At 59.7% G+C, this 19,919-nt stretch carries 18 protein-coding genes, 1 pseudogene and 1 riboswitch; of the genes and pseudogenes, 8 read left to right on the top strand and 11 right to left on the bottom strand.

Translation table 11 applies throughout. The features are described 5' to 3' along the window. Positions 1–8: 8 nt before the first annotated feature. From CKW16_RS21340 to CKW16_RS21320, 5 genes are all read right to left on the bottom strand, one after another. The gene (locus CKW16_RS21340; protein WP_095130439.1) at positions 9–2,747 is read right to left on the bottom strand and encodes a LuxR C-terminal-related transcriptional regulator; all 2,739 of its coding nucleotides are present in this window, start codon (positions 2,745–2,747) and stop codon (positions 9–11) included. A 266-nt stretch (positions 2,748–3,013) separates the two neighbouring features. Beyond that, a complete protein-coding gene (locus CKW16_RS21335) occupies positions 3,014–4,378 on the bottom strand; it encodes a DUF1329 domain-containing protein (protein ID WP_095130437.1) in 1,365 nt (454 codons plus the stop codon). 28 nt (positions 4,379–4,406) lie between these two features. Continuing rightward, positions 4,407–6,344 carry a DUF1302 domain-containing protein gene (locus CKW16_RS21330; RefSeq protein ID WP_095130435.1) on the bottom strand — a complete coding sequence of 646 codons (1,938 nt, stop codon included), beginning with the start codon at positions 6,342–6,344 and terminating at the stop codon, positions 4,407–4,409. Positions 6,345–6,680: 336 nt separating this feature from the next. Further along, positions 6,681–8,363 (bottom strand): fatty acid--CoA ligase, encoded by a 1,683-nt coding sequence (locus CKW16_RS21325; RefSeq protein WP_095130433.1) that lies wholly within the window; start codon positions 8,361–8,363, stop codon positions 6,681–6,683. 160 nt (positions 8,364–8,523) lie between these two features. After that, complete coding sequence (locus CKW16_RS21320; protein ID WP_095130431.1) at positions 8,524–9,153, bottom strand: LysE family translocator; 630 nt, start codon at positions 9,151–9,153, stop codon at positions 8,524–8,526. A gap of 91 nt (positions 9,154–9,244) precedes the next feature. Here CKW16_RS21320 and CKW16_RS21315 point away from each other — a divergent pair, with 91 nt between their 5' ends. The 3 genes from CKW16_RS21315 (at position 9,245) to CKW16_RS21305 (ending at position 12,081) form a co-directional block, all read left to right on the top strand. Then, entirely contained in the window at positions 9,245–10,210 is a 966-nt protein-coding gene (locus CKW16_RS21315; RefSeq protein ID WP_095130429.1) for a 2-hydroxyacid dehydrogenase, read from the top strand. Between the two features lie 34 nt (positions 10,211–10,244). Continuing rightward, positions 10,245–11,243, top strand: coding sequence for a class I SAM-dependent methyltransferase (locus CKW16_RS21310; protein WP_056740842.1), 999 nt, complete (start codon positions 10,245–10,247; stop codon positions 11,241–11,243). A 41-nt stretch (positions 11,244–11,284) separates the two neighbouring features. Continuing rightward, positions 11,285–11,407, top strand: a riboswitch (yybP-ykoY riboswitch). Positions 11,408–11,496: 89 nt separating this feature from the next. Next, positions 11,497–12,081, top strand: a complete 585-nt coding sequence (locus CKW16_RS21305) for a TMEM165/GDT1 family protein (RefSeq protein ID WP_095130427.1) — start codon at positions 11,497–11,499, stop codon at positions 12,079–12,081. Positions 12,082–12,144: 63 nt separating this feature from the next. Here CKW16_RS21305 and CKW16_RS21300 read toward each other — a convergent pair whose 3' ends face one another. Further along, on the bottom strand, positions 12,145–12,963 hold the full coding sequence (locus CKW16_RS21300; RefSeq protein ID WP_095130574.1) for a M48 family metallopeptidase: 819 nt from the start codon (positions 12,961–12,963) through the stop codon (positions 12,145–12,147). 156 nt (positions 12,964–13,119) lie between these two features. Here CKW16_RS21300 and CKW16_RS32920 point away from each other — a divergent pair. Both CKW16_RS32920 and CKW16_RS32915 read left to right on the top strand, forming a co-directional pair. Continuing rightward, a pseudogene (locus tag CKW16_RS32920) lies at positions 13,120–14,520 on the top strand (HAMP domain-containing protein); the annotation flags it as partial. Positions 14,521–14,535: 15 nt separating this feature from the next. Further along, complete coding sequence (locus tag CKW16_RS32915) at positions 14,536–15,378, top strand: methyl-accepting chemotaxis protein (RefSeq protein ID WP_370695251.1); 843 nt, start codon at positions 14,536–14,538, stop codon at positions 15,376–15,378. Between the two features lie 122 nt (positions 15,379–15,500). Here the strand turns inward: CKW16_RS32915 and CKW16_RS21290 are convergent, their stop codons facing one another. Genes CKW16_RS21290 through CKW16_RS21280 form a run of 3 tightly spaced genes read right to left on the bottom strand, consistent with a single transcriptional unit; the run spans position 15,501 to position 16,615 of the window. Further along, on the bottom strand, positions 15,501–16,124 hold the full coding sequence (locus tag CKW16_RS21290; RefSeq protein ID WP_095130423.1) for an SOS response-associated peptidase: 624 nt from the start codon (positions 16,122–16,124) through the stop codon (positions 15,501–15,503). A gap of 35 nt (positions 16,125–16,159) precedes the next feature. Next, on the bottom strand, positions 16,160–16,420 hold the full coding sequence (locus tag CKW16_RS21285; RefSeq protein ID WP_095130421.1) for a putative signal transducing protein: 261 nt from the start codon (positions 16,418–16,420) through the stop codon (positions 16,160–16,162). Between the two features lie 12 nt (positions 16,421–16,432). Next, positions 16,433–16,615 carry a CPXCG motif-containing cysteine-rich protein gene (locus CKW16_RS21280; protein WP_008153387.1) on the bottom strand — a complete coding sequence of 61 codons (183 nt, stop codon included), beginning with the start codon at positions 16,613–16,615 and terminating at the stop codon, positions 16,433–16,435. A gap of 142 nt (positions 16,616–16,757) precedes the next feature. On the opposite strand from CKW16_RS21280, the gene CKW16_RS21275 reads away from it, so the two are divergent. Then, positions 16,758–17,921 (top strand): 1-acyl-sn-glycerol-3-phosphate acyltransferase, encoded by a 1,164-nt coding sequence (locus tag CKW16_RS21275; RefSeq protein WP_176471583.1) that lies wholly within the window; start codon positions 16,758–16,760, stop codon positions 17,919–17,921. A gap of 64 nt (positions 17,922–17,985) precedes the next feature. Here the strand turns inward: CKW16_RS21275 and CKW16_RS21270 are convergent, their stop codons facing one another. Then, positions 17,986–18,270 (bottom strand): hypothetical protein, encoded by a 285-nt coding sequence (locus CKW16_RS21270; RefSeq protein ID WP_095130417.1) that lies wholly within the window; start codon positions 18,268–18,270, stop codon positions 17,986–17,988. Between the two features lie 192 nt (positions 18,271–18,462). Between CKW16_RS21270 and CKW16_RS21265 the strand changes: the two genes are divergently transcribed. Further along, positions 18,463–18,669: a hypothetical protein gene (locus tag CKW16_RS21265; RefSeq protein WP_054045634.1), complete on the top strand. Its 207-nt coding sequence runs from the start codon at positions 18,463–18,465 to the stop codon at positions 18,667–18,669. A 193-nt stretch (positions 18,670–18,862) separates the two neighbouring features. Here CKW16_RS21265 and CKW16_RS21260 read toward each other — a convergent pair whose 3' ends face one another. Next, positions 18,863–19,447, bottom strand: coding sequence for a YajG family lipoprotein (locus CKW16_RS21260; protein ID WP_095130415.1), 585 nt, complete (start codon positions 19,445–19,447; stop codon positions 18,863–18,865). A gap of 205 nt (positions 19,448–19,652) precedes the next feature. Here CKW16_RS21260 and CKW16_RS21255 point away from each other — a divergent pair, with 205 nt between their 5' ends. After that, the gene (locus tag CKW16_RS21255) at positions 19,653–19,886 is read left to right on the top strand and encodes a hypothetical protein (protein ID WP_095130413.1); all 234 of its coding nucleotides are present in this window, start codon (positions 19,653–19,655) and stop codon (positions 19,884–19,886) included. Positions 19,887–19,919 lie beyond the last annotated feature (33 nt).

Genomic DNA, 19,919 nt, shown 5'->3' with positions numbered 1-19,919 from the left:
AACGGCGATTACTGCAATACACCCAACTCTTTCGCCCTGGCGACCGCTTGCGTTCGCCGCTCCACCCCAAGCTTGCTGTTGATATGGCTGGCGTGAGTTTTTACAGTGTGCAGCGAAATAAACAGCTGATCGCTGATCTCTTGATTCGAACAACCTTGGGCGATCAGTCGCAGGACAGCCATTTCCCGCGTACTGAGTTGTTCCGCGGCGGCGGATGACTCCGCTGCGGGACGGGCTGCCACTGTCGGAAGATGCTCTGAAAGACTCTGTGAAACGGGCGTCGGCGCACCGAGTTGAAGTTGTCCACGCAGCCAGTCCGGATGTTCAGCCAACAACCTGTCAAACAGTTGTAGCACTCCACCGGCCGCAGTTTCCAGCGCCTGACTCAGGGCCTTGCGGGCCTCGGGTTCGCGTCCGCACCCCAGCAATAACGTCACTTTCTGAGTCAGTGCCATCACGCTGAGCAGCTGCCTGCCGGTTTGCTGCCCATGCTCAAGCAACGCGTTCAATCGTCCTTCGGCCAGCATCGGCTGTCCCTGAATGACCTCCAGCAAGGCTTGCTGCAACTCGATATGCAGCGGCAGTTGCGGATGGAACTCCGGAGGGGCTGCGGCGTGTTCGCCGTTGTAGGTCTGGCCCAAGCGAGCAAGCCAGGCTTCGGCCAGATCGGTACGCCCCTGCGCCAGCCAGAGTTCGCATTTGACCAGGGTGATCATCGCCAGGTAGTAGATCGGTGGCACGTCCCAGATGTGCATCAGGCGCTCGGCTTCGGCGAGTTCAGCGAAGGCTTTGGCGAATTCGCCGCTGATGCCCTCAAGCCTGGCGATCACGCAGTGGCCGATCAATACGCTGATATCACGACAGGCGCGTGCTTCATTCAAACCGGCTTGCAAGCGTGCCCGCGCAGCTTGGGGCTGCAAGCGCAGGGCCAGTAAAAAGCCTTCGTACAAAGTCAGTCGGGCGCGGACGGCATACAGCCGTTGCGGGGATAACCCTTGCAGGCGTTGCAGCCCCTGGCGCACCTCATCCTGCGCACGAAGGATTTCCCCTCGCGCTTGCAGCACGCGAGCGCGGTCGTAGTGGGCCAGCGCTTCGAACAACGGGTTGCCGACCCGTTGCGCCAACTCCAGAGATTCACGGTTCAACCCGCGGGCACGCCACAAGTCGCCGTCGGCAATGGCCAGGTTAGACAGGGTCGAGAGGCACATCAGGCGTTGCCCGTAGCGTTTGGCGGGCAGGCTCTCCTGCGCTTCGGTGCAATAGAGCAGCGTCAGCTCACGATTGCCGCGCCCGCGGGCGATGATCCCGCTCAGGGCCAGCCATTGCGCCAGCATGGATTTCTGCGCAGTGGCCGACGGGGCCGGCAGGAAGCGGCTCAAATGACTGGCCAGCTCCTCGGCGGCGTCCAGCTGACAGGCCAGCCCCAACGCCCAGCTGTACAGCACGATCAGCCGTGGCGTGCTGATCAGCAGGCTGTCGGGCAAGTCCATTTTCCAGCGCAGCAACATGCCGACGTTCTGTTCGGCCAACAGTTGTTCTTCGGAGAGGTTCTGCACCAGGTTCGCCGCGACGTCGAGGTGCCCGGCACGCAATGCCTGCTCAACCGCCTCGTCGAGCAGCCCCTGGGCATTGAACCAGCGACAGGCGCGCAGGTGCAGGCTGGCCGCCGGTACTATCGCTTGCGCGGTGGGCCGGGTGCGCAACAGGTCGGAAAACAAATGGTGGTAGCGATACCAGTGACCGTTTTCATCCAGTGGCACCAGGAACACCTGATGAGCCAGCAGAAAACGCAGGATCTCGGCACTGTCATGGGCTTCGCGAACGGCGTCGCACAGTTCGCTGCAAAAGCGTTCCTGAGGTGCTGTGTCGTAAAGGAATGACTGCACCTCGGCGGGCAGACAATCGATGACTTCTTCCAGCAGATAATCGCGGATCAGCCCTTCCCCGCCATGCAAGGCCTGCGGCATAGCACCCTGGGAGCCCGCTTCAGACGCTGCCAGCAGCCAGAAACGCAGTCCGGCGACCCAACCTTCGCTGCGCTGGATGAGGCTCTCCAGCGCTTCGCCGCGCAAGGAACTGCTGTGCCGATCAAGCAGGGTCAAGGCTTCATCGTGAGTCAGGCGCAAGTCCTGTTCATTCAACTCGAGGAGTTGCCGCGACAGCCGCAGGCGCGCCAGATGCCAGTCCGGTCGCTGCCGACTGGTGACCATGACCAGCAAACCGTCAGGCAGGTGATTGAGGAAAAATTGCAGGCAGCGATCGAGAACCGGGCCCTGTGCCAGATGGTAGTCATCCAGCACCAACAGCAGGGGCGTACTCGCAGACAGGTGCACGGCCAACTCATCGAGCAAACCGTCCAGCCATTCTTCAAAGGCAAACGGTTGATGCCGCTGGCGCATTTTCAGCAGGCCCAGGGACTTGCTGCCCAGTTGCGGAAAAAAGTCCTGGAGGCCTTCGAGCAACCGCTCGAGAAAACGTCCGGGATCGCTGTCTCGCGGACTCAACCCCAGCCACAGACTTTGCCAGTGAGCCGGCAAGCCCTGACAGAACTCCACCGCCAACGAACTCTTGCCAAACCCCGCCGGTGCGCTGACCAGCAACAGCCTGCCACCGAGGCCCGCACTCAGGCGCTCGCACAGACGAGGCCGCAGCACATGGCCGTCGGGCAACGGAGGCCGAAAAAAACGCCCGTCCAGTGCCGCGACGGCAACGCTTGCAGGGCCCGGGTGTGGGGACAGATCAGTCATGGCCGGCTCTTGTTTGAATGGCGGTTGGCGGCGTTGCAGATGTCCGCAGCCTAGCGGTAAACGAAGAGGGAATGAAGGTTATTGCTACAAATGGCTACAAAAAGACCGTAGGAGCATGGCTTGCCCGCGATTGCGGTTGACGCGGTGTATCGACAATCATGCGGTGGTGATACGGACGCCATCGCGAGCAAGCTCGGCTCCCACAAAAAAAACGCCCCGAACCAGTCGGGGCGTTTCTCGAGGATGCGGCCTCTGTTCAGGGCAGCTTAGCGAACACCATCCTGGCGCAGAGCGGCCGGAGTGAAGTCGCTGGTGGTGGCGGTGAAGCCGAAGTCATACGCCGATTTCTCTTCGTTCTTCATGCCCAGTGCCAGGTAGCGGCCCGATTGCAGGTCGTACAAGGTTTCCAGGGTGTACCACGGCACTTGAACGTTGTAGTAATTCTGAGAGTGAGCTTCCGCCACACGCCACAGTTGATTACGACCGTCGTAGTGGTCGATCACGGCCGCTTGCCAGGTGTCTTCGTCGATGTAGAAGTCACGCTTGGCATAGATGTGGCGCTGACCTTCCTTCAAGGTAGCCACCACATGCCAGACCCGACGCAGCTCGTAACGAGCCAGGTCCTGGTTGATGTGACCGGCCTTGATGATGTCGTCGTACTTGAGTTGCGGCGAGTCGAGTTTGTAGGCGTCGGAGGCGATGTACATCTCTTTCTTGCCTTCGAGCTTCCAGTCGTAACGATCCGGTGCACCGTTGTACATGTCCAGGTTGTCGGAGGTACGCAGGCCATCGGCTGCGGTACCCGGCCCGTCATAGGACACTTGTGGTGCGCGACGCACACGACGCTGACCGGCGTTGTAGACCCACGCCGAACGCGGCTCTTTCACCTGGTCGAGGGTTTCGTGCACCAGCAGCACACCACCGGCCAGACGTGCCGGCGCGGTCACTTTCTGCTTGAAGTAGAACAGGATGTTGCCCGGGTTCGCCGGATCGTAATCCTTCATCTTGTCGCGGAACACGAACTGGTCCTGGAAGTACACCAGGCTGTATGAGCCGTTCGGCTGCGGCGTGGCCTGGGTCACCAGACGGGTCACGCTGCCACCGCGATAGCGGGTGATGTGGTTCCAGATGACTTCGACGCCGGTCTTCGGAATCGGGAATGGGATTGCGGTTTCGAAGTTCTCCAGACCGTTGCCGCCGGACACCAGGTTAGTGGCGGTGGCGTTTTTCTTGATGGAGGCAAACACGGCATCCGGCACGGTCGCGCCGCGATGGGACGGGTAGACCGGCATCTTGAAGGTTTCCGGGTAGCGCTTGAACATCGCGTACTGGCCCGGTGCGAGTTTGTCCTTGTACTGGTCAACGTTCTGCGCCGTGATGGTGAACAGTGGTTTTTCACTGGCAAACGGGTCGGACAGGAAACCTTTGCTGTCGGCGGTGCCGGCATTTTTCGCCATCGGCTTCCAGGCCGGGATCGATCCGTCAGCGTTGCCCGCCATCTCCGCGCCCATCGGGGTCAGGCTCTTGCCCAGTTTGTCCGCTTCGGCCGCAGGGACCGCCGCCATGACGCCGGTCGCCAGCAGCGAAAGCCCCAGAACACCGACGTGGAACAGACTCTTTGTTATTTTCATAGGTGTGTTCGTCCTGATAATGCAGTGCTTAGAAGTTCACGCCGAAGCTGAGCGCAACGAAGTCGCGGTCATCGACGGTGGTGTACTTGCCATCAAAGAAGTTGGTGTAAGCCAGGCTCGCGGTGTAGGTGTTCTGGTACTCGGCATCGACGCCCAGGCTCACCGCTTTACGACCTTCCTCGAAGTTGCCGCCAGGGCCAGGCGAGTAGCCTTCCACGTCATGAGACCAGGCCACGTTCGGCTTGAGGTTCACACCGGCGAATACGTCGTTGTATTCCCAGATGGCACGACCGCGGTAACCCCAGGAGTTTGCAGTGGTGAACCCGTCGTTTTCGCAGTAGCGACTCACGTTGTTTTGCGGTCCGCCTGCCAGGGTGCCAGTGTTCAATGTCTGGCACTGACCACCTGGCAATGGACCAGGGCCGTAGCTCGGGTCACGGCCGTAACGCGCTTTGTTAGTGCTTTCCAGACCACCAACGTGAGTAAAGCCGACCTCGCCCACCAGGGTCAGTCGCTCGGCGCCCATCACCTGGTCGAAGAAGTGAGTGAGGGTCGTCTGGAGCTGGGTCACTTCCTTGCGGCGGTAGCCTTTTTGATCCTCCCCTGGCGTACCCTGGAGCACGGAAACGTTAGGGTTCAGAGGTGTCAGACCGGAAAAGAGAATGTCGGTGGTGTTGAGCTGAACCGGAGCATTCGGCCGGTAGCTGACTTCACCACTCCACGCAGTACCTGTCGGTAACGTGGTAGAGAAGCTCAAGCCATACAGGCGAATATCTTCAGGGTACTCGACGTAGTAGCTGGAGTTACCGGCCACATTCAATGGCAACAAGGTCGGTGCCAGGTTACGCGCGACAGCGAGAGGAACACCCCTGGCCACCAGCGAGCCCACCAGGCCCGCCGCGCTGTAAGCGCTCGCCGGAGCACCTTGGCCGCTGAAAATCGGCGCACGGCTGTGGTAGTTCATGAAGTAGGCGCCGAACTCGGTGTCCAGCGGATCGAACATGTATTTGAAGGACACGCCAAATTGACCGCTGTCACGGGCATCGCGATCCGGACCGCGACGAACGATGACGCCTTCATCCGGGTCACCCCAGGTCACGCCCCTGGCAGCCAGGGTGTTGATGCTGGCGTTACGCAACGAAGCCGGCAGCCCCGCAGCCGCCAGTGCGCTGTTGAGCCCGTTACGGGTGCGCAGTACGGCCAGGTTGTTGTCGCAGCCATCCGAAATCACGTCCGGTTGCGAGAAGAAGGTGCCGCAGTTGTCGGTAACGGTCTGGTCCCATTCGAGCTGGTAGAAGGCTTCGGTCGAGAGGTTCTCGGTGAGGCTCTGGGACACGTAGAACATGTTGACCGGGATCAGGCCTTCCTTGATCTCGGCACCTGGACGACGGAACGCGGACACGTCGATAGGGTTGATCGAGTTGATACCGCCACCGATGAAAGTACTTTCACCCCAACTCACTACTTGCTTGCCCAGACGCACGGAGCCCGGCTGATCGGCAACGGAGTAGTTGTGGTAGACGAAGGCGTCGAGGATCTGGCCGCCGGAGGACTTGGCGCCTTCCTTGCGGTTGCTGTCGCTGATGTCCTTGAACGGACGACTTTCGTCCTTGAGTTCAAAGTCGTACCAGTATTTGCCACGGACGAAAACGCCGGTATCGCCATATTTCAATTCAAGGTCATGGATGCCCTTGAAGATCTTGGAGAACGTTTCGCCGCTCTTGAAGTTCAGGTGACCGTCGTCGGAAGTCTGGGACAGGCCGCGGCCGCCGTTGTTGACGCCGATGAGGTTCTTGTTGGCGCTTTCAGTCGACCAACTGGCACCGATCGACAGGGACGAGTCGAACTGACCTTCGATTTCACCAACGTTGAAACTGACGCCGAATGCTGGCCCGGCGAGCGTAGAGGCAAGACTGACCGCCAGGGGCAGTTTTGCCCGGCGCCAGAACTGGTTTACTGATGTCATCGACGCTACTCCATGTGCATTATTGTTATGGCAGTGAGCACTTCTAAAAACGCTGTGGATGACTGGGAGCCAAGGTGTCCCTAAGTCATGCCAAAGTTGCATCGCCCCGGTTTGTGCGTTTGCTCCGTTCTTAAAAATCCTTGAGCGGACTATAGCCAGCAGGTAGTACTGCTTGATCCCTCTAAAGTGTGATTTGCAGCTGCCAACCACTCTGGAACAGTCCTTTGCCAAGCCGACACCCGTCGGCACGGCAAGGATGGCTGAAATTTCAGATTTGACAAGCCAAGCGCTTGCTTGGTGGGGCTGGCGTGCCCTTTTGGGCACGCCAGGTGACGCTTAAAGCGTCGAGAGGAAGGTGCTGTTGTTGGCTTGCCATTCGGTGATGTCGACGCGAATACGCTTCTTGTCGAGTTTGCCGACACTGGTCTTGGGAATTTCAGTAACAAGGGCGATCTGGCTCGGGATGGCCCACTTGCTCAGGTGCCCCAGTTCCACGAACGGCTTGAGGTGTTCCTTCAGTTCTTTGGCCCCGATCTCATGGCCTTCGCGGACCACCAGCAGTGCGAACGGACGTTCGCCCCACTGCGGATCGGCGATGCCCACAACTGCTACTTCGCGTACCGCAGGGTGACGGCTGATCAAGTCTTCAAGGTCCAGGGAGGAGATCCACTCGCCGCCGGTCTTGATCACGTCTTTGATCCGGTCGCGAATGTCGATCACACCCATGCTGTCCAGGGTCGCAACATCACCGGTGTGCAGCCAGCCCCCGGCCCAGAGCTCGGCGCCCTTTTGCGGTTCGTTGAAATAGCCCTCGGTGAGCCACGGTGCACGCAGCACCAGTTCGCCCTGGGTCTCGCCATCGGCGGGCAGGAAGTTGCCGTCGGTGTCGACGATCGCCGCCTCCACCAATGGCCCCGGCACACCGGCCTTGATCCGGTACGTGGTGCGTTCGTCTTCGGTGCCGGCCATCAGCTCATCGTTGAGGTGTGCACACGACACCAACGGCCCGGTTTCCGACATGCCGTAAGCGGCGGTCAGTTGAATGCCCTTGGCCTTGGCCGCGTCGTAAAGCGCACGGTTCAGCGCACTGCCGCCGATGACGATTTTCCAGCCACCGAAATCCGTGCCTTGCGCCGCTTTGGAATTGAGGACCATTTGCAGGATGGTCGGCACGCAATGGGAAAAGGTGACCTTCTCCTTGCGCCACAGCTCCACCAGGTACTCAGGGTCATAGCGACCGGGATAGACCTGTTTGAGCCCGAGCATGGTCGCCACATACGGCAGGCCCCAGGCGTGCACATGGAACATCGGGGTGATCGGCATGTAAACATCGTTGGTGCCCAGCAACCGCACGCTGTCGATAGCGCCCATGATGGTCGACACACCCATGGTGTGCAGCACCAATTGCCGATGGGTGAAGTACACACCCTTGGGATTACCGGTGGTGCCGGTGGTGTAGAACGTGGTCGCGACCGAGTTTTCGTCGAAATCCTGGAAGTCGTACTGAGTGCTCGCCGCCGCCAGCAACTGCTCATACTCGCCGATGAGGTTCGGCAGGTCGGCGGTTTTCTCTGGCAGGTCGGTCAGCAGCAGGGTTTTCTCCACCGTGGTCAGGTGTCCGGCAATCGCCTGGTACAACCCGACGAACTCGCTGTTGACCAGCACAAAGCGGTCCTCGGCGTGGTTCATGGTGTAGAGAATCTGTTCCGGCGACAGGCGCACGTTAATGGTGTGGATCACCGCGCCGATCATCGGGATGGCGAACATGCATTCCAGATAACGATGGCTGTCCCAGTCCATCACCGCCACGGTATCCCCGGCCTTGACGCCGGCCGCCGTCAGCACGTTGGCCAGCCTCGCGACCCGTTCGATCAGGGTCGGATAGCTGTAGCGCAACTGGTCGCGGTAAATGATCTCGCGGGTTTTTTCATAACGAGCGCCGGACATCAGCAGCCGTTTAATCAGCAGCGGATACTGGTAAGCCCCTTCGGCTGGAGGGATAACGCGAGTCTGCAACATAAGAGTCCCTTTTCTGACTGCACGGTCGTGGCTGAAAGTAAGCACTTTAGTGCGCTTGGACGCCAGCCAAATCAGCCAAAGGAATGATTTGCAAAGTCGTGCAAATGCTAGCGTTGCGCCAGCACCTGCTGGTATTTCTTATCCATGACGCGTAGCGCGATCAATGCATCTCGGTAAACGCGAGTTTCACGCCGATGGCGATCAGTACCGCGCCCATCGTCCGATCGAACCAGTGGCCCATCCGGGCAAAACCTGCGCGCACGCGCTGCTGGCTGAACAGCATCGCCACCAGGCAGAACCACACAGCGGTGGCCACCGCGAGGTAGATGCCGTAGCCCGCCTGTACCGCCAGCGGCGTGTGCGGATTGATCACCACGGTGAACAGCGAAAGGAAGAACAGCGTCGCTTTCGGGTTCAGGCCGTTGGTCACGAAACCCGAAGTGAAGGCGCCGCGAGCAGTGCGCTCGCCCGCTTCCTTGTGCAGATCGTCAGCCGCAGGTTGGGCCGGCCGTGCTCGCAGGGCCTTGAAGCCGATGTACAGCAGGTATGCGGCGGCCGCCCATTTCAGGGCATTAAACAACACGATCGACTGGGACACGATCAGGCCAATGCCGAGCAACGAATAGCCGACGTGCAGGAAAATCGCCGTGCCGACACCCAGCGCCGTCCAGGTGCCAGCGCGACGACCATGGGTCACGCTCTCACGCACCACCACGGCAAAGTCCGGGCCGGGGCTGGCCACGGCCAGCAAGTGAATCAGGGCAACGGTCAAAAACTCTGTCCAGTACATGGGGGATCCTTTTGGCCAAGCGTAACTGTTTGTTTCATCTGGTAGGCTCGGCAGATTACGCCTTCAGTTCATTGCACAAAAGGTACAGTTGATGACGAACACTCTCCGCGCCGTTTTTCTCGACCACCCGTCCCTGGACCTGGGCGACCTCGACCTCAGCCCGCTGCAAGAGTGTTTCAGCGACTTACAGCTTTTCGCCCAGACCACGCCGGACCAGGTGATCGAACGCCTCAAGGGCGCCACCGTTGCCATCAGCAACAAAATCCTGATCGACGCCGCCGCCATCGCTGCCAGCCCCGAGCTGAAGCTGATTCTGATCACCGCCACCGGCACCAACAACGTCGACCTTGCCGCCGCCCGCGCCCACGGTATTACCGTCTGCAATTGCCAGGGTTACGGCACGCCGTCGGTGGCGCAGCACACGATCATGTTGCTGCTCAACCTGGCAACGCGCCTGGCCGATTATCAAAAGGCTGTCGGCGAAGGTCGCTGGCAGCAGGCGAAACAGTTCTGCCTGCTGGATTACCCGATTGTCGAACTGGAAGGCAAAACCCTCGGCCTGCTCGGTCACGGCGAACTGGGCGGCGCGGTCGCACGACTGGCCGAAGCCTTTGGCATGCGCGTATTGCTCGGTCAAATTCCTGGGCGCCCTGCCCGGCCGGATCGTTTGCCACTGGATGAGCTGCTGCCGCAGATCGACGCGCTGACCCTGCATTGCCCGCTCAACGAACACACCCGCCACTTCATAGGAGCCCGTGAACTGGCCTCGATGAAACCCGGTGCGTTCGTGATCAATACCGCACGCGGTGGCTTGATCGACGAACAGGCGCTGGCCGATGCCTTGCGCAACGGTCACCTGGGTGGCGCGGCCACCGACGTGTTGAGCGTCGAGCCACCGACCGCTGGCAATCCGCTGCTGGCCCATGACATTCCACGGTTGATTGTCACCCCGCACAACGCCTGGGGCAGTCGCGAGGCACGCCAGCGGATCGTGGGCCAGTTGACCGAAAACGCGCAGGGATACTTCAGCGGTAAAGCACTGCGGGTCGTCAGTTGATAGACTGCGGCACTTTTTTTCACAGGAGCAGAGTATGGATCCGCGCAGTGAAGTACTGCTTCGTCAGGCCGAGTTATTCCAGGGTTCGGTGCTGCTGGCCGGTTTGCCCGCCGATGACCTGCTAGGCCGCCTGCCCGACGCTCATGGCTGGTGCTGGCATGCCGGCGATCAAGCAGCGCTGGATGCCCGCTTTGCCGAGCGCAGCCATTTCGGTGTGAATGCACCGGAGCGCGCGTTCGACACCGCCGTGGTGTTTCTGCCCAAGTCCAAGGACCTGACCGACTACATCCTCAACGCCCTCGCCTCCAGACTGGCCGGTCGTGAACTGTATCTGGTGGGTGAGAAACGCAGCGGCATCGAAGGCGCGGCCAAGCAACTGAACCCCTTCGGTAAACCGCGCAAGCTCGACAGCGCGCGGCATTGCCAGCTGTGGCAGGTCACCGTGGCCACTGCGCCAGAAGCCAAGTCGCTGGAAAGCCTGGCCCAGACTTATGAGTTGCCGCTGGCCGAAGGTCCGCTAAAAGTCATCAGTCTGCCGGGCGTGTTCAGCCACGGTCGGCTGGATCGCGGCAGCGCGCTGTTGCTGGAGCATCTGGACAAATTGCCGAGCGGCCATTTGCTGGACTTCGGTTGCGGCGCCGGTGTGTTGGGAGCAGCGGTGAAACGTCGTTATCCACACAACCAGGTCACCTTGCTTGATGTGGATGCGTTTGCGGCTGCCAGTAGTCGCCTGACATTGGCTGCCAACGGTCTGGAAGCTGATGTGATTACCGGTGACGGTATCGACGCAGCACCGATGGGCTTGAGTGCGATTTTGAGCAACCCACCGTTCCATGTCGGGGTTCACACTGACTACTTCGCTACCGAGAACTTGCTGCGAAAAGCAGCAAAACATCTGAAAAACGGTGGCGAACTGCGTTTGGTAGCCAACAGCTTCCTGAAGTATCAACCGCTGATCGAAGAGCACCTCGGCGTGTGCGCAATCAAGGCTGAGGGACAGGGTTTCAGAATCTATCGGGCCAAACGCGGCTGATAAATAAGTGCTTGCCTAACGGATTTTGCCTAGGCAGAATCCGCTCCGTCCTAGGGGAGTAGTCTCCCACGAGCGCCATGCTCGTCCGGCATACGTCAACATACTTGGTCAACAGACCATGGCGTATGCGACCCAAGCGTCCGCATCAGACGGATCGCAGGGTTTGACAAGACCTATGACACGAACACCTTACCCGGGGCGGGAAGGCTGTACGTGTCATAGCCGTGTCGACCCGCCCCTTAGGAAAACCCTGATGCTGGATTCACTTCTCGTTCCCACCGCAATCGTTGCCTTGGCCGAAATCGGCGACAAGACGCAACTGCTCGCGCTCATTCTCGCCGCTCGCTTTCGCAAACCCTGGCCGATCATCGCCGGCATCGTCGCTGCAACCCTGGCCAACCACGCGGCAGCCGGTGCGGTAGGCGCCTGGGTCGGTAGTTTCTTCTCGAATGCGACGCTGCACTGGATCCTCGCCGCGAGCTTCGCCGCGACGGCATTGTGGACCCTGGTGCCGGACAAGATGGACGATGACGAAGCCAGCACCGCCCGCAAGTTCGGACCGTTCCTGACCACGCTGATCGCGTTTTTCCTTGCGGAGATGGGCGACAAGACTCAAGTCGCCACCGTGATGCTCGCCGCGCAATACCCGGAACTGTGGCTGGTGATCATCGGCACCACCGTCGGGATGTTGATTGCCAACGTGCCAGTGGTTTTGGCGGGTAATTTTGCGGCGGATAAATTGCCGTTGACGTTAATTCGTCGCCTGGCGGCGTCGGCATTCTTCATCCTCGCCATTGTCGCGGTGTACAAGGCGATGCAGAGCAGCGGTTGGGTGTAACTCGGGACACTGATCGTTCCCACGCGGACGGTTCGACGCCTCGACGTGGGAACGATCATTGGCTCAGGATTTCCTGGCTTTCTCGTACAACGGCATGACTTTCGGGATCGCCGCCTGCAACGAAGCAATACGACTGGCCGACGCCGGGTGAGTGCTCAAGAATTCTGGCGGCGCGCCATTCGAGGCTTTGCTCATCTTGTTCCACAGGGTGATCGCCGCGTTCGGGTTGTAACCGGCGCGGGCCGCCAGTTCGAGACCGATCAGGTCCGCCTCGTTTTCATTGCCGCGACTGTTGGGCAAGGTCATGCCGTATTTCGCCACGGTGTCCGCCAGCGCGAGGCTGCCCTGACCCAGACCGAACAAGGCACCGGCGCCCTGCTTGGCCATTTCGATGCCGTAAGCCTTGGACATCGCTTCACGACCGTGCTCACGCAAGGCGTGAGCGATTTCATGGCCGATGATGGCGGCGATCTCGTCATCGGTGAGTTGCAGAGTGTCGATCAACCCGCTGTAGAAAATGATCTTACCGCCAGGCCCGCAGGAGGCATTCAGCTCGTCGCTCTTGATCAGGTTGACTTCCCAATTCCACTGGGCCGAATCCGGGCGGAAAATCGGCGCCTGTGCAATCAGGCGGTCGGAAATGATCTGGACACGTTTGGCCTCGTTACTGGTCTTGTCCAGCACGCCTTTGGTGTTCGCCTCGCCGATAGTCTTTTGATAGGACTGGGCGTACATCTGGTTGACCTCGTCAGTCGACAGCATGCTGAACATGTACTGTTTACGCTCAACGCCCACCGCGCCACCGCTGGTGGTGTTGACCGACTGACAACCGGCGAGCAGCAAACCTGCGCTCAGCACACACAAAACCAATGTCTTGTTCATCAAAAAACCCCCTGAAAACATGCCGCGTATCCTAGGCATGGAATTGTATCGACGCCAGATACAACAGAGGTGTAGACGCACATTTCAGACAAAGCTCTCATGGACGTAGGAAAAAATTCACATAACGGTGCCCACCGCGGTCGATAACGGCCCGCAATGATTCGTTTGCGACATCAAACCCTCCAAAACAGCCAATTCGCCAACCTCCGCTCATGGCCATCGACACCCCTGCCGATACAGCACCGCAGACGTCCTCTTGCGTGCGGAGCACCCATGAAATTCAAGTCGATCCAGTTTTCCGTGGCGGCCCTCGCCGGCGCCATCGTTCTTAGTGTCGTGGCAGCCCTGGTGCTGTATGCGCTGTTTTCCGGCGCACGGACACAAGACATGGTCCAGCAGCGGACCCAGGCACAATTCGAGCAAGTCATCGAACAACGCCTGACGTCACTGGCGCAAACCCAGGTCAGCCAGATCCAGCGCGAGCTCGAAGCGCCACTGCTGATTGCCGGCGGACTGGTGCGAGTCAACGCATTGATCGGCACACCGGGCGCCGATGGCCAGCCACAATTGAACCTGAGCCGCGAGCAATTGATCAGCCTGATCAAGGAAAACGTCGTCAAGAACCCGAAAATTCTCGGCACCTACATCGGCTGGGAAAAAAACGCCCTCGATCACAACGACGCGGCCTACGTCGACACCCAGGTTGCCGGCATCGACGCCAGCAACGGCCGCTTCCTGCCGTGGTGGTTCCGCAACGAAGACGGCAGCCTGGGCCTGGACAAACTGGTGGACGTCGACGACCAGAAAACCCTGTCCACCGGCGTACGCGCCAGCGAGTACTACCTGTGCTCGAAAGAAACCAAAAAATCCTGCGTGATCGATCCGGCGCCCTACAAGGTCGGCGACAAGATCGTCATGCTCGCCTCCTTTATAGAACCGATCATGCTCAACGGGGCCTTCCAGGGCATCGTCGGCGCCGACCTCTCGGTGAACTTCATCCAGGAAATGCTCCTCGGCGCGAATCAGAAGTTGTATAGCGGCGCTGGTGAAATGGCCCTGATTGGCGGCAACAGTCGGATCGTTGCCTACACCAAGGACCCGAGCAAATTCGGCGAGAAGGTCAGCGACATCCTCGACAGCCAGCAGATCGCCAACATGGCCAATCTCAAGCGCGGCGAAGTCACCTATACCGTCGACAAGGCCCAGGGCCGGATCGAGTTGTACCTGCCGTTCGGCATCGGCCAGACCGACGCTCGCTGGACCCTCATGCTGCAACTGCCGTTGAACGCGGTGATGGCCGACCTGCAAAAGCTTCAGGGCGATCTGGATGCTCAGCGCAAGTCCGACACCTTCGGCATGGCCATGGTCGGTTTGTTGATTGCCGGTATCGGCTTGCTGGTGATCTGGCTGGTGGGCCACGGCATTGCCCGGCCGCTGAAGCAGATGGTCGCGATGCTCGACGACATCGCTCAGGGCGAAGGCGACCTGACTCGCCGCCTGACCAGCGACCGCGCCGACGAACTGGGCTCTATCGCTAAAGGCTTCAACACCTTCCTGGCCAAGTTGCAGGTGATGATCACCCAGGTGGTGACTTCGGTGCAGAGCGTCAGCGATTCATCGGAACACACTGCCGATATCGCCATCCGCACCAACATCGGTGTGCACAAGCAAATGGCCGAGATTGATCAAGTCGCCACTGCGGTGCATGAAATGACAGCGACCGCCCAGGACGTGGCGCGCAACGCGACCCAGGCTGCGCAAGCCGCCAGCCATGCCGATCAGGCAGCGGCGCAAGGCATGCAAATCGTCCGCGATACGTCGAACTCGATTGGCGTGCTGGCGATAGAAATCGGTAAGGCTGTCGGCGTGGTGCAGACCTTGGCCAAGGACAGCGAGAACATCAATGCGATCCTGACAGCGATTCGCGGGATCGCCGAACAGACCAACCTGCTGGCCTTGAACGCGGCCATCGAAGCGGCCCGCGCTGGCGAACAAGGACGTGGTTTTGCGGTGGTAGCCGATGAAGTGCGCAACCTGGCGCAGAAGACTCAGAAAGCCACTGAAGAAATTCAGACCATGATTCAGCAGCTGCAACAAGGCACGCGCGATGTGGTGCGGGTGATGGAGGACAGTCAGAACCGTACCGACGAAAGCGTGCAGCACGCGGCGAAAGCGGCCGAGGCACTGGAGACGATTACTCAGGCGGTGTCGGTGATCAACGACATGAACACCCAGATTGCCAGTGCGGCAGAGGAACAGAGTGCGGTGGCAGACGACATTAATCGGAACGTGATCAACATCGGGCAAGTGGCCAATGAAGTGGCGGGCGGAGCGGATGAGTCGAGTGCGGCGAGTGCGGACCTGACCAAGTTGGCTGAACAGCAGCGGCGGTTGATCAATCAGTTCAAGGTTTAAAAATAGCTTGATCGTTCCCACGCTCTGCGTGGGAATGAATCCCGTGACGCTCTGCGTCACAGTGGACGCGGAGCGTCCATGGCGGCATTCCCACGCAGAGCGTGGGAACGATCATTTCGAGGTTAGCCGGGGGTAATACACTCCGGCCCATTGAGCTTCGGATCATTCACCAGATTCGCCAACACCCGCTCGCGCAACGCCGCGGGTTCACTGGCGAGCAATGCCTGCAAGGCATGCAACGGAGTCTCTGGATTGAGCCACGCCTCCTGCCCCGCCGCATCGAGAATCAATGGCCGGCGCTGACTCGCCGCCGGCTGCGTGATCACCGCCGTGCTCAGCCACACCTGCTCTTGCACCGGATACGCTTCCCAGATCGCAGCAAAAAACAGCGTCGAGCCCTCCCCCGGTGTCAGCCAATACGGACGCTTGCGGGTCGTGCCGCGCCATTCGTAAAAACCGTTGGCCGGCAGCAGGCAACGGCGTTCGCGCAGGGCCTGGCGAAACATCGGTTGTTCGGCAACGGTTTCGGCCCGGGCATGAGCTGGCGTGCGAGACAAATCGGTCAGCCATGGCGGCGTCAACCCCCAACGCGCACGGGCCAACTCGCGCTGACCGTCAACACCCGCGCGCAGCATCAACACCGAATCGTTGGGAGAAATATTCCACTGGGCCTGCTGATCGGCGGGGAAGCCAGGCAGGGCCGCGAAGGCGGGGTTCCAGCGAAACAGGGCATAACGTCCACACATGGGGCAACACGACTCTTGATAAAACGAACACCAGCCTAACAGACCAGCGTGCCGGGAAAACTTTCCGGTTCATCGCCGGGCAGTGGCAGCGCGGCATTGTACGCGCTGATTAACTCCCGGGCGTACTCGGCCTCGTCGTTATCGACTGACAGGCCCAGCAGGCCAAAGATCGGCAATTCGCCGCTGCCACCGAGTAAATCGCGGCCCACCAAATGGGCCTCAATGCCCTCGCTGGCCAACATGCTTTGCAGCAACTCACCTTCCATGAGGTTTTCCGGCTCGTAGATTCGCTGCATGGGGTGCCCCTTTCATTCGTTTTCGCTGTGAACTTCGAGCAACCATTCCTGACCGTCAGTCTGCAGAACAAACGTGATGGGGCGACAACACACCGGACAGTCTTCGATATAGGTCTGATCGCCACCGGACAAGTCCAGAACAGCCTCAGCCTCTTCACCACAATACGGACATTCGTAGCGCTCGGTTTCCAGCATCGCGGTCTCCCAGGTGACTTGTGCGTATAATCGCCGGTCTATTTGCAGGGCTATTTTTGTCTGGCTAACTTTTCAGACCGTACCCCGTTGGATTTCGATCAAAACCTTTACTTACCCTAGCCGTTTCTAACAAGAGAGCATGATGGGCGAATTCGATGCCATCCGACCTTACAATGACAGCGAAGTCCCGGCAGTGCTGGACCGGCTGCTCGGCGACAAGGCGTTTCTAGATATCCTCATCCACTTCCGCTTCCCGCGTTTTGCCGGTGCTTTCGGCTGGATGCTCAAACCTCTTATAGCTCATCGGCTGCGCCGTGAGTTCGCCGGCGTTACATCGGTGGCCACGTTGCAGGACAAAGTCGAGATGTACGTCGACCACACCATCGAACGAGCCACGGACGGTGTGACGTACACCGGCGTCGAGCAGTTCAAGTCCGGCAGCGCTTACCTGTTCATCGCCAACCATCGCGACATCGTAATGGACCCGGCCTTCGTCAACTACGCCGTGTACCACGCCGGCCTGCCGACACCGCGCATCGCGATCGGCGACAACCTGCTGCAAAAGCCCTTCGTCAGCGATCTGATGCGCCTGAACAAGAGCTTCATCGTGCACCGTTCGATCGCCGGTCGACGCGAGAAGATGGCGGCGTACCAGTTGCTGTCGGCCTATATCAACCACTCGATCCGCAAGGATTGCGCCTCGATCTGGATCGCCCAGGCCGAAGGCCGGGCCAAAGACGGCGACGACCGCACTGAGTCGGCCATCCTCAAGATGTTCCACATGAGCCGCAAGGACGAGCCGTTTGGCGAAGTCATTCAGTCGTTGAACCTCACCCCGGTGTCGATCAGCTATGAATACGACCCGTGCGATCAAGCCAAGGCTCGCGAGCTGTTCATCCGCGCCACCACCGGCAGCTACACCAAAGTGCCGGGCGAGGACGATGTAAGCATTGCCAAGGGCATCACCGGCTACAAGGGCCGCGTGCATGTGAACTTCGCCTCGCCGATCACCGAGCTGTTCGATGACACCAAGCAATTGGCGATCGAGATGGACCGGCAGATCCTCGGCGGCTACCGCCTGTTCCCGGTGCACTACCTGGCCTACGCCCAGTGGAAAGATGCCGACCCGCAATTGCAGGTGCCGAAAGCCGCTGAGGTGTTTGCGGCCGACGAACTGGCCAAGGCTCAGGAGCAATGGCAACAGCGTCTGGACGCGTGCCCTGAGGAGCATCGTCCGTTCATGGTCCTGCAATACGCGACGCCGGTGCGCAATCAGTACCGTGTGAAAGCAGGTTTGCCGCTGTAAGGTTTTTGGCTGGATACGACAACGGCGCCCTCGGGCGCCGTTTTCATTGCTGCGTACTTTGCTGTCAGAAGCGTGTGCTGATCCACGACACCAGCAGCGCCAATCCCAGGCAGGCAAAACCGAATCCATAGAAAAACCGGTTCATGCGCAAGGTCGCGCCATCCAGCATCAACGTCGGTTCATCGATACGACGGCTCTGGCTTTGCGCTTGGAGAATGGCCAACGCGCGCTGTTCGCGACGACGAGTGGCATGCAGCAACCAGCCGCCCGGAAAGGCAAACAACAAGGCCAACAGGTTGATCAACTTGGCGGGATGGTTGGTAAACAGCGAAATCAAATGCAACGACATCACGAACCTCGGCAAAACAGGTGTGGCAGACGCCGAACCGACGACCGCGGCGCGGATTCTACCGAAAGCCTCGCTTCGTGCCCTTGCTTTCCGACAAGTAACGAACCATTTGACCGATTCCTGTCCTGTGTCACGGCGCCGTCATCTGAATACGCCAGTCTGGCGCCCCTCGAAACCGACATGGAAACCGTCATGCTGCACGCCGAAAACCAGGATCGCCTCTACCTCATTGCCCAAAGCGACGAACAACAAAACCTCGTTGGCAGCCTCGCCTTCAACGTCCAGGACCGCCACTGGCTGGTGTATTGCGCATTGGGTGGGCATCAGCATGCGGATTTGCCGGAGACGGATTTGCTGACGGGCGTGAGTGTGCTGGACTTCTACTCCGAAGCCGCCTGACACCGCGGATCCCTTGTGGGAGCGGGCTTGCTCGCGAAGTCGGTGTGTCAGCTGCATTGATGTTGACTGACACACCGCCTTCGCGAGCAAGCCCGCTCCCACAGTTGTTCAGTGCAGGTCCGTGGGAAATCGACAGGCATGAAAAAGCCCGGGGCCATTGCTGGCACCGGGCTTTTTTGAATCCAGCGAATGTTTATTCGCCGAGAACCTGACCAATCGTCGGATCCTTGAACAGACGCGTCAACGCATCACTCAGCACATCACTGACCAACTTGGTGTTGGTTTCCTGATTCGGCGCCATACCAAAACGTTGATCCAGGGACGCACCGTAACGACCGCTGTAACGACGATTGGCATTCTGCACATCGGAGCGGAACGTCGCGCCGATGGTCGCTTCGGTCACGTACATGCCTTCTTTAGGCGACTGATACTTCAGCTCGGCCAGGGTCACGGTTATTTGCGGTGCATTCGGTGCATTTTTGGTTGGCGTAAAACCCAGCAACCGCACGGCCGCTTCGGCCTGAGCCTGCAACTTCGGCAGAATCTGCGCGCCCTGCACGGTGATCGCGCTGGTCTCAGGGTACAGGCCACCACGGGTGCCCAACGTCGGCGACGGACGACCGTCCACCACACGCACCACCACCGGTTGACCATGACCGACCGGTGCCAGCTGAGCCGTCAGCTTGGGTTCCGGGTTCAGTTGTTGCGGGCTGTGGGCGCAGCCGACCAGCGTCAAGCTGGTCACAGTGATCAAACCGAACAACAGGCGTTGCAACATGCTCTTCTCTCCAGAATCAGGCACAAACAGGCCCGCAGTATAGCGGTGGGCCACTGCGGGTAACTAGCACCTCACAGTGATTACTGAAATCTCTGACAAACCCTTCAGACCGCGGTTCCTGTCACAGAGATGTCACCGCCCATACACTTGCTCGTCACGGCTCGCTGGCAACCTTCACAGCAGTCACCCCACACGGTACTTCGCCATGCGCTATCTCATCTCGCTGTTCACCCCACGCCCTCTGCATCGCTGCTTCGCCCTGCTCGACCGCAACGGCCATTGCCAGGCATTCAAACAGTGCAGCCTCCAGCCGATGGGTGATGACTGGGTCGAAATCGAAGAAATCCGTCTCAACTGGTTACACCATCCCCTACCCCCTAGCGCCCGTGTCAGCCAGCGCCAGCCACGTGCACGGGCTCAGCAACTGTTGACCACCTGACCGAACACCTAATAAAAGTCATTAAACACGACC

The sequence above is a fragment of the Pseudomonas sp. Irchel s3h14 genome (genome assembly GCF_900187425.1).
Taxonomy (GTDB): Bacteria; Pseudomonadota; Gammaproteobacteria; order Pseudomonadales; family Pseudomonadaceae; genus Aquipseudomonas.
The sequence above is the reverse complement of the archived record's forward strand: the minus strand, read 5'-3'. Positions and strand labels throughout refer to the sequence as shown.